A 13,839-nucleotide genomic window follows, 5' to 3' on the forward strand; every position below is an offset into this window, starting at 1 on the left:
CACCGGTCGGCTCACCAGCCCTCGGGCCAGTCGATTTCCACCCCAATGCACTTCGGCCGCACCGCTATCGAGGTTCCGGTACGCGCCCGATAACGCTGACCCGACTCGTCGACGTAGTCCACCTGAAAACGCCGCACCGACGGGGTGGGGCCCTCGGCAGCCAAGCCGACGACGAACCACCACTCATCCCCGGGCTGTAGGACGGCACCCTCAGCCGGTACCCGATCCGGCCAACCCGCACCGGCCTTTTCCGGCGGCTGGGGATACCTGGCGCCGTTAGTCGGCCCCTCGTCCGGAACCAAAACCGCCTCGATCAAACTCATCTCCCGAGCCTCCACCATCGACACTGCGGAAATCGTCAACCGCTCGTCGGCATCGTTGAAGATCGGCCCATTGTTCATCGTCACGGTAGTTTTACCCGGTTGCGCGGGCGCACAATCCCGCGCGAACGGCTCATCCGCGTCATCGCCACCAACCCGCAGCGGCCCATCCGCCCGTACACCCGAGGAACACGCACTGGTGGTGGCGACCATGCAGATCGCCACCACCAGTGCGCGAGTACCTATACTCCCCATATCAGTACATCTGGACAACTAGTGTGCTGGGTCGTTGGTAGGACGGGTGACCCGTAGTTCCGCACACCGCCCTACCGTCCACGACGAAATCGAACCGAGTCCTCGCCGCGTTTGAGTAGCCGGTTCGCGTTGACAGATCAATCCCAATGGTGGACCCCAGCTTTGCCCCGGCCGACCAAGTAGTTGCTTCTGTCCGAGTCTGATCGTGATAGTAGTTCGCTTCATACTTCGCGCAGCGGGACCGTGGCTGATTCGGTGGCACGAAAGCACCCGCATCTCGCGACTTGCCCCCGGCGTTCCCGCCGTATGGGATGGCCTCGACTCTACTATATAGCCAGGCCCCACAGTTATTGTAGCGGTTGTACTTGTGGTACGGCCGCTGGGTATAGAAGAATCGGTAAGTTTACCGGCCGTGCCTGCCAAAACCAACCGTAGTGCTCGCCTCCCGGTAAACCGTACCGCTCGCGCTGTACCCATTACCGTAGCTGATCCCGGCGCCGAGCGAGTTGTCGGCGCTCGTGGTGTGATGAACCTGGCCCCACACGCCGGTGGCCTCGATGAACAACGAACCCACGTTGGTCCACTTGGCTCCGAGATCCTGCCCTTGCACCGCCAGGGAGTCGTTGGGACCGGCCGCCTTCGACCGTGCCGCAGCGGCTTCTCCGGATGGTCGTTCCAGTTCGAGGTCGAGTTGCTTCGGCATGGTCGCCTTGGTGGCACGCTCCTCGGCCCCCTTCGCACGCGAAGGGGAAGCCTGGTCCGGGGACATGCTGGCCACGTGGCTCGCCATCCCGTCCGGAGTCTGGACGTCGAGGCTCACTTCGACCAGACCACCCTCGCCAGCCAGACCGTCCAACGGCACACTCGGATCCACCCGCATCTGGTAACCGCCGTCGCTGCCGGTCGTCGTCCTGCCAATAGGGGTGAGCTGGAACTGGCCGCCATCTCCCACGTTCGCCATCTCGTCCGACGGCCAAGCCATCAGGTGCACGGGGACGTCCCCGGCCGGTTCCTTCCCGCCCTCGCGGAACACCGTGCCCGACGTGACCACCGGAGTGTGCAACGACCGTGCATCCTCGACAGTCGACACGCGGCTCTTCTGAGCGGCGGCGCATGCAACCGCATCATCCGAGGACGCCGCTTCGGGTTCCGCGATCGCCGCGGCCGGCACCACTCCACAGGTGACAACTACGACGGCGCCAACGGACAGCCCCCGCTTCATGACATTTCGATTCTTCAAATCCCCTCCCCCTAAATCTTACTCAAAGACGGACTGCTCAGATCGGCAAACCTGCAACGACAACTCGCAAGGACTTGGCGGTCGTGATCGCTGGATCGTTCTGAGGAACACTCCCGTGCCTCGTTCCGGGCAGGCGGCACACTACAGCGCTCGCCGGGGGGGAGCGTCAATAAACTTCACAGCAAGAGAACCATGATGCCACAGACGGACCAACCCGAACGTCGATCATGACACTGTGGGCAACTCCGGGCTGGAGACGTCGTAGGTGGTGCCTTCCCTGGTCATCAGGGCGGCCAGCACCTTCGCCTTGCGCTCCGGCTGCTCGGCGTCGCCCCAGCGGACAATCTTGCCATCGGCGAGGGTCAGCTCCACGCTCGCCGGTGTGTTCGCCCCCACCGAGACCACCCGCTCCCGCAGTGGCGGTGGAAACTGCCCGAGCACGGCGGTCACCGCCCTGGTCACCGGGTCGTCCGGGGCGACCCTGGCCAGTTTCAGCTCGGGCAGGCCGCTCGGCGGCTCCGGCACCGTCCGGAACACCACGCCGTCGCCGTCGACAAGGCGAAGCTCCGCACCGGTGTCGAAGAACCCGACCGCGGTCCGCTCGGTCACGGTGATCTCGATCGTGGACGGCCAGGACCGGGACACCTCGACCTCGGCGACACGGGGCAACCTGGTCACCCGGTCCCGAATCTCGCCGGTGTCCAGCCGCAGCATCGCCCGGTGGTGCGGCACGTCCGCGGCCTGCCGTACCTGCTCGGCGGTGAGGTCGCCGGTTCCGTGCACCTCCACCGAGCGCACGCCGAGCAGGGAGGTGAACAGCAGCACGTACGCCAGCCCGAGCACGGTGAGCACGGACAGCACCGCGATCCAGCGCCGCCGCATCGCCTTGCTCCGGCTCGGCTGGGTTCCGGTGCGCATCCGCGCCTCGGCGGGCCGGCGGCCACGGCTGCTGCGTACCCGGGACTCGGCGGGTGCCCGCCGCGAGCGGGCGGCCGGCCTGCGACCCGCCGTCCGCTCCCCGGGTGTGCCCCGCCTGGTCTTGGCCATCACGGTTCCCGGCCTAGCCCCGGGTTGCCCGCCGGTCGAGCGCGACCAGGATCTCCGGACCGAGCTGGGTGACATCGCCCGCGCCCATGGTGACCAGCAGGTCGCCGGGGCCCACCAGGCCCGCGGCCAGGGCCGCCGCGCGGTCGAAGGCGGGTTCGTAATGTGCCTTGGCGTCCACGATCCGCTCGGCGACCAGCGCCCCGGTGACCCCGGGCTCGGGTTCCTCCCGCGCGCCGTAGACGTCCAGCACCACCACCTCGTCGGCGAGGCCGAGTGCCTCGGCGAACTCGGCGGCGAAGGCCTTGGTGCGCGAGTAGAGGTGCGGCTGGAACACCACCACCACCCGGCCACCCCCCGCGGCGTACCGCACGGCGCGCAGCTGGGCCTCGACCTCGGTGGGGTGGTGCGCGTAGTCGTCGTAGACCCGCACATCGCCGGCGCGGCCCTTGAACTCGAACCGCCTGCGGACACCACCGAACGCGGCCAGCCCCTCCGCGAGGCATCCCGCCTGCGCGCCGAGCTCGACCCCGGCCAGCAGCGCGGCGACCGCGTTCAGCGCCATGTGCTCCCCCGGCACCGCCACGCCGACCTCGAACGGCTCGCCGCCGATCGACACCCGCACGGTGCCACCCTCCGGGCCCGGGGTGTAGTTCAGTACGCGCGCGTCCTCGGGCCCGCTCACGGTGCGGCCGTACCGGCGCACCCGGACCCCCTCCGCCTCGGCACGGGCCGCCAGTTCCGCGGACGGGGGGTCGTCGGCATAGCTGATCAGCACCCCGCCCGGCGCGATCCGCCGGACGAACTCGCCGAACACCGCCACATAGGCCTCGACGGTGCCGTGGTGGTCGAGGTGGTCCGGCTCCACATTGGTCACCACCGCCACCGAGGGCGCGTAGCTGAGGAAGGATCCGTCGCTCTCGTCGGCCTCGGCGACGAACATGCCGCCCTCGCCGTGGTGCGCGTTCGCCCCGGACTCGTTGAGGTCACCGCCGATCGCGAAGGACGGATCGAGCCGGCAGTGCTGCAACGCCACGGTGAGCATCGAGGTGGTGGAGGTCTTGCCGTGGGTACCGGCGATGCACGCCACCCGGTGTCCCACCATCAGCAGCGCCAGCGCCTCGGCCCGGTGCAGCACGGCGACCCCGCGTTGCCTCGCCGCGGCCAGTTCCGGGTTGGTCTCCTTGATCGCGGTGGACACCACCACCACCGACGGCCCGCCTTCGAAGGCGTCCAGGTTCTCCGCCCGTTGCCCGACCGCGATCTCCGCGCCCTGCGCGCGCAGGGTGGAGAACGAGCGGGAGTCCTTGGCGTCCGAGCCGGACACCCGCGCCCCCCTGGCGAGGAGGATGCGGGCGATCCCGCTCATCCCGGCACCGCCGATGCCGATCAGGTGCGCGCGGCGCAGTACCTCGGGAACCTCGGTCATGTCATCCCCACTCCCGCTGCTTCCAGCACCATCGTGGCCAGTACCTCGTCGGCCTCCCGGTGGCCGAGCCCCACCGCGGCGGCACCCATCTTCGCGACCCGGTCCGGGTCGGCGACCAGCGGCACGACCCGTTCGGCGACGGTGGCCGGGGTCAGCGCGGAGTCCTCGATCAGCAGCGCGGCGCCCGCGTCCACCGCGGGCCGCGCGTTCAACGCCTGCTCCCCGTTGCCGTGCGGCAACGGGACGAACACCGCGGGCAGCCCCACCGCCGACACCTCGGCCACGGTCATCGCCCCGGACCGGCACAGCACCGCGTCCGCCGCGGCATAGGCGAGATCCATCCGCTCCAGGTAGGGCACCGGCAGGTAGGCGGGTTTGCCGGGGAACTCCTGCACCACCAGCGTGTTCTTCGGGCCGTGCGCGTGCAGCACGCCGACCCCGGCCGCGGCGAACTCCCGCGCCGCCCCGGACACCGCGGTGTTGATCGACCGGGCGCCCTGCGAACCGCCGAACACCAGCAGGGTCGGCGCCTCCGGGTCCAGCCCGAAATATTTGCGCGCCTCGGCACGCAGCGCGACGCGATCCAGGGTGGTGATCGACCTGCGCAGCGGGATACCGACCACCCGCGCGCCCGGTAGCGGGGTTCCGGGCACCGCGACCGCGACGCTGCGGGCGAACCGGGCGCCGACCTTGTTGGCCAACCCCGCGTGCTGGTTCGCCTCGTGCACCACGATCGGCACCCGGCCGCGAGCGGCGAGGTAGGCGGGCAACGCGACATATCCACCGAAACCGACCACCACATCGGCCCCGACCCGTTCCAGCACCTCCCTGGTGCGTTTGACCGAATCGCGCACCTTCAGCGGCAACCGCAGCAGGTCCGCCGACGGCTTGCGCGGCATCGGCACCGGCGGGATCAGTTCCAGCGGGTAGCCCCGCTCCGGGACCAGCCTGGTCTCCAGCCCCCGGCTGGTGCCGAGCGCCACCACGGAGGCGTCCGGGCACAGCCGGACCACCGCGTCGGCGAGTGCCAGCGCGGGTTCGATATGCCCCGCGGTGCCGCCGCCCGCGACCACCACGGTCGGTCTGCCCCGCTTCCCGCTCCCGACCTCCTGGCTGGAACCCTTCCCAGCTCCCGGCTCGCTCACCTACGTCCTCTCCGTGTCGAAGTTCCGCGCGCCGGCGCCGCCCGCGTCGCGGAGCGCCGACCGTGCTCGGGTGCCGCCCGCCTGCGGTCCGCCACGCCCGCCGACCGCGCGCCACGCGGGCGGGGCCGCTCCCCGCCCTTGGCGGCGCCGGTACGGTTCGCGGTCCGGCGTTTGGCCGGGGGCCGGTACGGATCCGGTGCGGGCAGCCGCATCAGGCGACCGAATTTACCCGGCCCCTGGGTGCGCAGTGCGGCCACCGCCTCCGGTTCGTGCCGCGCGCAGTTGGCCAGCAGCCCGAACAGGCCCATCGTCACCACCAGTGAGGTGCCGCCGTAGGAGATCAGCGGCAGGGTGACGCCGGTGACCGGCAGCAGGCTCACCACGTAGCCGATGTTGATGGCCGCCTGCATGACGATCGACGCGGTGAGGGTCGCCGACACGATCCGGATCCACGGATCCAGGTTGCGTACCGCGATCCGCACCCCCACCACGGCGAGCAGGCCGAACAGGCCGATCACGGCGGCGCAGCCGACGAGGCCGAGTTCCTCGCCGATCAGCGCGAAGATGAAGTCGTGCTCGATGTTGGGCAGGTAGCGCCACTTCGACTGGCCCTGGCCGAGGCCCTTGCCGAACAGCGAGCCCTCGGCGAGGGCATACAGCGCCTGGTTGGCCTGCAACCCCTTGCCCAGCGGGTCGGAGCCGGGGTTCAGGAAGGTCATCACCCGGTCGAGCCGGTAGTCGGCGATCAGCGCGAGCAGCACGAACCCGCCGAGTGCCCCCGACAGGATCACGGCGAACAGGCGTTTCGGCGCGCCGGCGAACCACAGCAGCGCCAGCAGGATCACCCCGAGCGGCAGCGTGCCGCCGAGGTCGGGCTGGGCCATCACCAGCGCGCACATCAGCAGCGCCCCTGGCACCACCGGGACCAGCAGGTGCCGCCACTGGCCGAGCAGGTTGTACTTGGTGACCAGGATGTGCGCCCCCCACAGGGCGAGCGCGACCTTGGCCAGCTCCACCGGTTGCAGGGACAGCGGGCCGAGGATGAACCAGCCCTGCGAGCCGTTGACGTCCGTGCCGAGCGGGGTGAGGACCAGCGCGAGCAGGCCGAGCGAGAGCACCATCGCGGTGGAGGACAGTGCCCTGATCCGGCGCAGCGGCACCCGCAGCGCGATCCAGAACGCGAGCAGGCCCAGGGCGAGGAACATCAGATGTTTCTGGAACTGGGCGTACACCGACTCCCCGGACTCCGGGTCGTACGAGGCGACCGAGGAGGCGGACAGCACCATCACCACGCCGATCGTGGCGAGCAGCCCGCAGACGGCCAGTACCAGGTGGAAGGAGGCCAGCGGCCGGGAAAGCCATGCGGTGAGCGCGCCGATCGCGGCGGGAACGCCGCGGGCCGGACGCTCGCGGCTCCGGCGCGGGCGGGCACCGTCCTGGCCCGTGCGGTCCCGGTCAACCACCGTCATGTCGACGTCCAGCGGCGGGCCCGGCGAGCGCGTGTACCGCGGCGGCGAAGGCCTCGCCGCGCTGCGCGTAGTCGCGGAACATATCCAGCGAAGCGGCGGCGGGCGCGAGCAGCACGACATCACCGGGATGTGCCATCGCGCTCGCCGCGCTCACCGCCGCCGTCATGGGATCATCGTCACCCGGACGGAGGCGCTGGACCGGCACATCCGGCGCGTGTCGCGCAAGAGCGGCGCCGATCACGTCCGCGTCCACCCCCAGTAGCACCACCCCGCGGAGCCGGTCGGCCACCTCGGCGACCAGCTCGTCCACCGAGGCGCCCTTGAGCTGGCCACCGGCGATCCACACCACGCCGGGATAGGCGCGCAGCGAACCGGCCGCGGCGTGCGGGTTGGTCGCCTTGGAGTCGTTCACGTAGCGGACGCCGCCGACCTCGGCCACCTCCACCGCGCGGTGCGCGGCCGGTCGGTAGGCCCGCAGCCCGCCGCCGACCGCGTAGGGCGGCACGCCGTAGGCCCTGGCCAGCGCCGCGGCGGCCAGCGCGTTGGCCACGTTGTGCCGGCCGGGTGGGCGGATGTCGGCGAGCGAGCCCAGTTCCGTGGGGTGGTGGGAGGGAGCGGACACGGCGGTGGTCGCGGGATCGGTCACGAAGGCACGGTCGACCAGCAGGTCCTCCACCACGCCGAGCTCACCCGGTCGGGGGGCGTCCGTGCCGAACCCGACCCTGGTGGCGCCGGGCGAGGCATGCCGCTCGGCCAGCCGGGTGGAGGCGGCCTCGGCCACGTTGTGCACCACGGTGCCCGACCGGTGGTGGATGGCGCCCTTCGCCTCGGCGTAGGCGGCCAGCGAGCCGTGCCAGTCCAGGTGGTCCTCGGCGAGGTTGAGCACGACGGAGGCGTGCGGCGCGAGCGTGTTCGACCAGTAGAGCTGGTAGCTGGACAGTTCGACGGCCAGCACCCGGTGCCCCGCGAGCACCGCGTCCAGCACGGCGAACCCGACGTTTCCGCAGGCCACAGCGTCCTCACCGGCCGCACGCAGCATGTCGGCCAGCATGCCGACGGTGGTGGTCTTGCCGTTGGTGCCGGTCACCGCGAGCCAGGCCGGGGGCCGGGGCAGGGTGTTGCCGATCCGCCAGGCCAGCTCCACATCGCCGATCACCTCGATGCCCGCCTCCGCGGCGGCGGCCAGCAGCGGGGCGGTGGGTTTCCAGCCGGGGCTGGTGACCACCAGCGAGGTGCCCTCCGGCGGGGTATCCAGCCCGGCGGCCAGCGGCACGCCGAGCGGTTCCAGCTCGGCGAGCCGCCGCTCGTTTCCGTCGGTCACCGTGACCTCGGCACCCATCGAGGACAGGGCGCCGGCGACCGACCTGCCGGTCACCCCGGCACCGGCGACCAGTACGCGGCGTCCGGACAGGTCCATGCCGCTAGCCTCCCGCGACGCTGAGCTGCTCGCTGTAGAACAGCCCGAGGCCGAACAGGCAGCAGATCGCGGCCAGCAGCCAGAACCGGATGATGACCGTGGTCTCCGCCCAGCCGGCCAGCTCGAAGTGGTGATGGAACGGCGCCATCCGGAACAGCCTGCGCCGGGTGGTGCGGAAGACCGCGATCTGGGCGACCACCGACATGCCCTCGACCACGAACAGCCCACCGATCACGATGGCCAGCAGCTCGGTACGGGTGGTCATGGCCAGCCCGGCGACCAGCCCGCCCAGCGCGAGGGACCCGGTGTCCCCCATGAATATCTTCGCCGGCGCGGCGTTCCACCACAGGAAGCCGACACAGCCCGCGGCCGCGGCCGCGGCCACCACGGCGAGATCCAGCGGGTCCCGCACCTGGTAGCAGGCGGCCTGCGGGGTCTCCGCGCAGCTCAGCCTCGCCTGCCAGAAGGAGATCACCACGTAGGTGGCCAGCACCATGGCGGCGGCACCCCCGGCGAGCCCGTCCAGGCCGTCGGTGAAGTTCACGACGTTGGACCAGGCCGAGATCACCACCACGCAGAAGATGACGAACACCGGCAGCGGGAAGTAGATCAGCGCGAGGTCCCGGACGTAGGACAGGTTCTGCGAGGCCGGGGTGAGCCCGTTCGCGTCGGCGAACTGCACCACCAGTACCGCGAAGGTGATCCCGACGACCAGCTGGCCCACGGTCTTCGCGGTCTTGTTCAGCCCGAGGTTGCGCTGCTTGCGGATCTTGATGAAGTCGTCGAGGAAACCGACGATGCCCAGCGCGACCGCGAGGAACAGGACGAGCAGGCCGGAGGCGGTGGGGCCGTCGTTGGTCGAACCGCGCAGCCAGTCCACGATGTGCGCGACGAAGTAGCCGACGACCATCGCGATGATGATCGCGACCCCGCCCATCGTCGGTGTGCCGCGCTTGGACCGATGGCCCTGCGGTCCCTCCTCGCGGATCTCCTGCCCGAAACCCTGCCGGGAGAACAGCCGGATCAGGTACGGGGTGAACAGGATCGAGACGACGAGGCCGACCGAGGCGGCGATCAGGATGCTGATCACGCGGCACCGCCCGATACCGCCGCGCCACCGGCGAGGACCGCGTCCGCCACCCGCCACAGGCGCGCGACCTTGGACGCCTTCACCAGTACCACGTCACCCGCGCGCAGTTCCTCGCGCAGCAACGCGATCGCGGCGTCGGCATCCGGTACCAGCACCGACTCCTCTCCCCAAGAACCCTCATGGCTTGCGCCCTGATGCATGGCGGCTGCGTCCTCTCCGACGACCACGAGCCTGTTGATGTTCAGCCGCACGGCGAGGCGGCCGATCTCGTCGTGCGCGTGCACGCTATCGGCCCCCAGTTCGCCCATCACACCGAGGACCGCCCAAGATCGCCTGCCGTGTTCCTCCCGGTCCGCTTGTTCTTCCCGCCTCCCTCGGCTCATCGAGGCGAGCGCTTTCAGCCCGGCGCGCACGGACTCGGGGTTGGCGTTGTAGGAGTCGTTCAGCACGGTGATGCCGTCCGGGCTGGTGCCGACCTCCATCCGGCGCTCCGAACGGTGCTGGACGGCGCCCAACCGGGCGGCCACCTCGTCCACGCTCGCGCCCAGCTCCAGCGCGACCGCGGCCGCGGCGAGCGCGTTGCCGACCTGGTGCTCACCGTGCAGGGGCAGGCGCACCGCGGCCTCACCCCGCGGGGTGACCAGCCGGAAGGAGGGGCGTGCCTGCTCGTCCACGGTGACCTCGGCGGCGCGCACGCTCGCGGCGGGATGCTCGCCGACCCCGACCACCCGCGCGCTCGTCCGGTCGGCCATGGCGGCGACCAGCGGGTCGTCCAGGTTCAGCACGGCCAGTCCCTCGGGAGGAAGGGCTTCCACCAGTTCGCCCTTGGTCCTGGCGATGCCCTCGCGCGAGCCGAACTCGCCGACATGCGCGCTGCCGACGTTGAGCACCACGCCGATCCGGGGCGGGGCGACGGCGGCCAGCTCGGCGATATGTCCCGGTCCGCGGGCGGAGAGCTCCAGCACGAGGTGGCGGGTGCCCGCATCGGCCCGCAGCGCCGTCCACGGGTGCCCGAGCTCGTTGTTGAACGACCCCGGCGGGGCGACCGTCGGGCCGAGCGGTTCCAGCAGCTGCGCGATCAGGTCCTTGGTGGAGGTCTTGCCGGAGGAACCGGTCACGCCGACCACCGTCAGCTCGCCCGCGGACAGCTCGGTGACCACGTGCCTGGCCAGCTTGCCGAGCGCGGCGAGTACGGCGGCCCCGGAACCGTCGGTGTCCCCGGCAAGGGCGACCGAACGGGCATGCGCCTCGCCCTCGGCCAGCGGCGGCACCAGCACCGAGGGGGCGTCCACCTCGCGGGCGGCCAGCACCCCGGCCGCACCCGAACGGACCGCCCGCGCCGCGAAGGAATGTCCGTCCACCCTTTCCCCCGGCAGCGCGACGAACAACCCGCCCTCGGCGAGCTTCCTGGAGTCGAACTCCACGCCGGCACGCACCGTTTCGGTGCCCTGGGCACGGTGCAGCCTGCCCCCGACGATCTCGGCGATCTCGGCCAAACTCAGCGCGATCACGCGTTGGCTCCCAATCTGTCGCGGATGGCGGCCTCCAGTTCGTCCCGGTCGGAAAACGGGTGCACGACCCCGCCGACCTCCTGCCCGGTCTCGTGTCCCTTGCCCGCGATGAGCACCACATCCCCCGGACGGGCCCGGTCCACCGCCTCGACGATGGCCACCCTGCGGTCGCCGATCTCGATGATCTCGCCACCGGCGGCGGGGCCGACCGCGCGGGCCCCGGCGAGCATGGCGGCCCTGATCGCGGCCGGGTCCTCGCTGCGCGGGTTGTCGTCGGTCACGATCACCAGGTCACTGCCGCGCACGGCGGCCTCGCCCATCATCGGCCGCTTCGCGGTGTCCCGGTCCCCGCCGCAGCCGAGCACGGTGATCAACCTGCCCTCGGTGCCCGCGCGCAACGCCTGCAGGGCCTGCGTGACCGCGGCCGGCTTGTGCGCGTAGTCGACCACGGCGGTGTACGGCTGGCCGAGGTAGACCCGCTCCATCCGGCCGGGGACCTCGACGGCGGCGAGGCCGTCGACAATGTGCTCGATCGGCACTCCGGCGGCGTCCAGCACGGCCGCGGCGAGCACCGCGTTGGCGACGTTGAAGGCACCGGGCAGCGGGATGGTGGCGGGCACCCGCGGCCCTTCCGGGCCGTGCAGCACGAAGGCCTGCTTACCCGCGGTCGCGAACCGCATCTCGGTGGCGTACCAGTTGGCGTGCGCGTCCGGCTCGGTGGCGACGGTGATGGTGTGCGGGGTGACCAGCGCCTGGCCCCACGCACCGTCCACGACCACCACCTCCGCGGTGGAGCGACCGTCGAACAGCAGGGACTTGGCGGCGAAGTAGTCCTCCATGTCGCGGTGGAAGTCCAGGTGGTCCTGGGAGAGGTTGGTGAACGCCCCGACCGCGAACCGGGTTCCGTTCACCCTGCCGAGGGAGAGCGCGTGGCTGGAGACCTCCATCGGCACGTGGGTGACGCCCTGCTCGACCATGACCGCGAACAGCGCCTGCAGGTCCGGCGCCTCCGGGGTGGTGAACGCGCTGCTCAGCCGCTCACCGCCGATCCGGGTCTCGACGGTGCCGATCAGCCCGGTGCGATGTCCGGCGGCCCGCAGCCCGGACTCGATCAGGTAGGCCGTGGTGGTCTTGCCCGAGGTCCCCGTCACGCCGAGCACGTTGAGCTGCAACGAGGGTTCCCCGTAGATCCATGCCGCGACCGCGCCGAGTACGTCCCGGGGAGCGGGATGCACGAGCACCGGAACCGGGGCGTCCCGCAACGCGGGCCGGTCGGCGCCCGCCTCGTCGGTCAGCACCGCGGCGGCGCCCGCCGCGATCGCCTCGGCCGCGAAGTCCGCGCCGTGCGCCCGCGCCCCTGGCAACGCGGCGAAGAGATCACCCGGAAGCACATGCTGGGCACGCAGGGTCGCGCCGGTGACCGTCGTCTCCACCGGCGCGGTGGCCTGGGCGTCCGGAATGAGCCGGGCGTCCGCACGGGCGACCAGCGTGGTCAGCGGGACCGGTTCGATCCGGTCCGGTCGTGGCGGCGCGAACACGGCCTTCACCGGGGTGTCCGGGACCTGTCCCCCGGACGCGGCGGGCCCATCGCTGTTGACAGACACAAGGCGGAAGGTTACCGGCGAGCCCTTCCGCCGATGGCAACCGGTGCAACGTATTCGCCCGCCCGCCATCCCCCATGCTGTACGGTTCCCGCCCACCACCGAGCCGCGCCCAGGCCGGAGCTCACAGGGCGGCGAGGGTGGCGATCTTCCACTGGCCCGCCACGTGCTTGGCGAGGATGTCCAGGTGCGCGGTGGTGGGATCCTCCCGGTTGTCGCCCGCACGCAGGGTCTGCTGGTCCAGGAACACCAGCACGCGGGCCTGGTCACCACGCAGCTCGCGGACGCCGATGGCGCGGATCGTGGTGCTGCGCACCAGTCGCTGCTCCGTGGCCTGCTTCCGGGCGGCGGCGAACGAGGCCTGGTACTGCTCGACCGCCTCGCCCACCAGCACCCGCGACGCCGCCCGCTCGGTACGGGCGAAATTGTTGTAGTCGTAGGAGAAGATCGCCTTGACCGCTGCGCCGACCTGCTCGGTGACCTCCTCGGTCGCCGGAACGTCCACCAGCGCGGCGTTGGCCTCCGGATCACCGGTCTCCGGGTCACCGGAGCGCAACGTGGCCGCCTCGAACGCGAACCACACCGCGCAGCCCGTGGCGAGCACCAGGACGGCGGCGAGCACGGCGAGCAGGCTCGCGCGGGACTCCGGTTTCGCGAGTTTCGCCGGGTTCATGCGCCCGCCGCCTGCACGGTGCTCACCTTCCAGCCGCCCTCGGTCCGTTTCGCCTCGGCGATGAGCCTGCTGCGCCGGCGTTGGTCGGGCTGCTTCTCGGTGCGAACCGTCACCTCCAGCACGGCGATCAGCCGGGCGGTGCCCTCCGCCCGGTCGAGCTCGGTCACCGCGGACCGCAGGACACGGGCCGAGGACACGGCCCGCGTCCCTGCGGCCCGATCCAGTTGCAACTGCCGGTCGCCGGAGAGGTCCTCGTGCAACCGGCCGGTGGTGACCCGGATCCACTCCTCGACATCGCGCTCGGCGTGCCGGTGGTCGATCGTGTTCAGGGTGACCAGGCCGTGCACGACCGCGGCCCGCACCGTGTCCCTGGCGCGCGCCACGGCAAGGCCCTCGTCGTGCGCGGCGCTCCACCACGCCCAGCCGAACCAACCCGCCGCCAGCACGGCCACGGCGACCAGCCCGGCCAGCACCTTCGGCAGGCGGCCGGAACTCACTGCCTCGACTCCTCCGCGCTCCGCTCCCCGGCCCGCGGGCCGGACCTGCGATGCTCGCCCGTCGTCGCCTTCAGTACCAACCCCCTCGACTCCTCCGCGCTCCGCTCCCCGGCCCGCGGGCCGGACCTGCGATGCTCGCCCGTCGTCG

General features: G+C 71.4%; 12 protein-coding genes. All 12 read right to left on the reverse strand.

Annotated elements, in window-relative coordinates; translation table 11 throughout:
- Window positions 1–11: 11 nt before the first annotated feature.
- The gene (locus FB471_RS08110) at window positions 12–533 is read right to left on the reverse strand and encodes a hypothetical protein (RefSeq protein WP_141996706.1); all 522 of its coding nucleotides are present in this window, start codon (window positions 531–533) and stop codon (window positions 12–14) included.
- Window positions 534–978: 445 nt separating this feature from the next.
- A complete protein-coding gene (locus tag FB471_RS08115; RefSeq protein ID WP_141996707.1) occupies window positions 979–1,815 on the reverse strand; it encodes a hypothetical protein in 837 nt (278 codons plus the stop codon).
- Between the two features lie 225 nt (window positions 1,816–2,040).
- A complete protein-coding gene (locus FB471_RS08120; protein ID WP_141996708.1) occupies window positions 2,041–2,862 on the reverse strand; it encodes a cell division protein FtsQ/DivIB in 822 nt (273 codons plus the stop codon).
- A 13-nt stretch (window positions 2,863–2,875) separates the two neighbouring features.
- Entirely contained in the window at window positions 2,876–4,288 is a 1,413-nt protein-coding gene (gene murC / locus FB471_RS08125) for a UDP-N-acetylmuramate--L-alanine ligase (RefSeq protein WP_141996709.1), read from the reverse strand.
- A complete protein-coding gene (gene murG / locus FB471_RS08130) occupies window positions 4,285–5,364 on the reverse strand; it encodes an undecaprenyldiphospho-muramoylpentapeptide beta-N-acetylglucosaminyltransferase (protein WP_425457098.1) in 1,080 nt (359 codons plus the stop codon). The genes murC and murG overlap by 4 nt, the downstream gene beginning before the upstream one ends.
- A 65-nt stretch (window positions 5,365–5,429) precedes the next feature.
- Window positions 5,430–6,902, reverse strand: coding sequence for a putative lipid II flippase FtsW (gene ftsW, locus FB471_RS08135; RefSeq protein ID WP_141996711.1), 1,473 nt, complete (start codon window positions 6,900–6,902; stop codon window positions 5,430–5,432).
- The gene (gene murD / locus FB471_RS08140) at window positions 6,889–8,319 is read right to left on the reverse strand and encodes a UDP-N-acetylmuramoyl-L-alanine--D-glutamate ligase (RefSeq protein WP_141996712.1); all 1,431 of its coding nucleotides are present in this window, start codon (window positions 8,317–8,319) and stop codon (window positions 6,889–6,891) included. The genes ftsW and murD overlap by 14 nt, the downstream gene beginning before the upstream one ends.
- 4 nt (window positions 8,320–8,323) lie before the next feature.
- On the reverse strand, window positions 8,324–9,409 hold the full coding sequence (gene mraY / locus FB471_RS08145) for a phospho-N-acetylmuramoyl-pentapeptide-transferase (RefSeq protein ID WP_141996713.1): 1,086 nt from the start codon (window positions 9,407–9,409) through the stop codon (window positions 8,324–8,326).
- Entirely contained in the window at window positions 9,406–10,920 is a 1,515-nt protein-coding gene (locus FB471_RS08150) for a UDP-N-acetylmuramoyl-tripeptide--D-alanyl-D-alanine ligase (RefSeq protein ID WP_141996714.1), read from the reverse strand. The genes mraY and FB471_RS08150 overlap by 4 nt, the downstream gene beginning before the upstream one ends.
- Window positions 10,917–12,467, reverse strand: coding sequence for a UDP-N-acetylmuramoyl-L-alanyl-D-glutamate--2,6-diaminopimelate ligase (locus FB471_RS08155; RefSeq protein WP_246076690.1), 1,551 nt, complete (start codon window positions 12,465–12,467; stop codon window positions 10,917–10,919). The genes FB471_RS08150 and FB471_RS08155 overlap by 4 nt, the downstream gene beginning before the upstream one ends.
- Before the next feature lie 178 nt (window positions 12,468–12,645).
- Window positions 12,646–13,194, reverse strand: a complete 549-nt coding sequence (locus FB471_RS08160; RefSeq protein WP_141996715.1) for a hypothetical protein — start codon at window positions 13,192–13,194, stop codon at window positions 12,646–12,648.
- Window positions 13,191–13,691 carry a hypothetical protein gene (locus FB471_RS08165; protein ID WP_246076295.1) on the reverse strand — a complete coding sequence of 167 codons (501 nt, stop codon included), beginning with the start codon at window positions 13,689–13,691 and terminating at the stop codon, window positions 13,191–13,193. The genes FB471_RS08160 and FB471_RS08165 overlap by 4 nt, the downstream gene beginning before the upstream one ends.
- Between the last annotated feature and the right edge of the window lie 148 nt (window positions 13,692–13,839).

The organism is Amycolatopsis cihanbeyliensis (assembly GCF_006715045.1).
Lineage (GTDB): Bacteria > Actinomycetota > Actinomycetes > Mycobacteriales > Pseudonocardiaceae > Amycolatopsis > Amycolatopsis cihanbeyliensis.

Bases quoted from the DNA above. Each gene is read 5' to 3' on its own strand.
- murC (WP_141996709.1), bottom strand. From the start codon at position 4,288: ATGACCGAGGTTCCCGAGGTACTGCGCCGCGCGCACCTGATCGGCATC.
- murD (WP_141996712.1), bottom strand. From the start codon at position 8,319: ATGGACCTGTCCGGACGCCGCGTACTGGTCGCCGGTGCCGGGGTGACC.
- FB471_RS08160 (WP_141996715.1), bottom strand. From the start codon at position 13,194: ATGAACCCGGCGAAACTCGCGAAACCGGAGTCCCGCGCGAGCCTGCTC.
- FB471_RS08120 (WP_141996708.1), bottom strand. From the start codon at position 2,862: ATGGCCAAGACCAGGCGGGGCACACCCGGGGAGCGGACGGCGGGTCGC.
- ftsW (WP_141996711.1), bottom strand. From the start codon at position 6,902: ATGACGGTGGTTGACCGGGACCGCACGGGCCAGGACGGTGCCCGCCCG.
- FB471_RS08110 (WP_141996706.1), bottom strand. From the start codon at position 533: ATGGTCGCCACCACCAGTGCGTGTTCCTCGGGTGTACGGGCGGATGGG.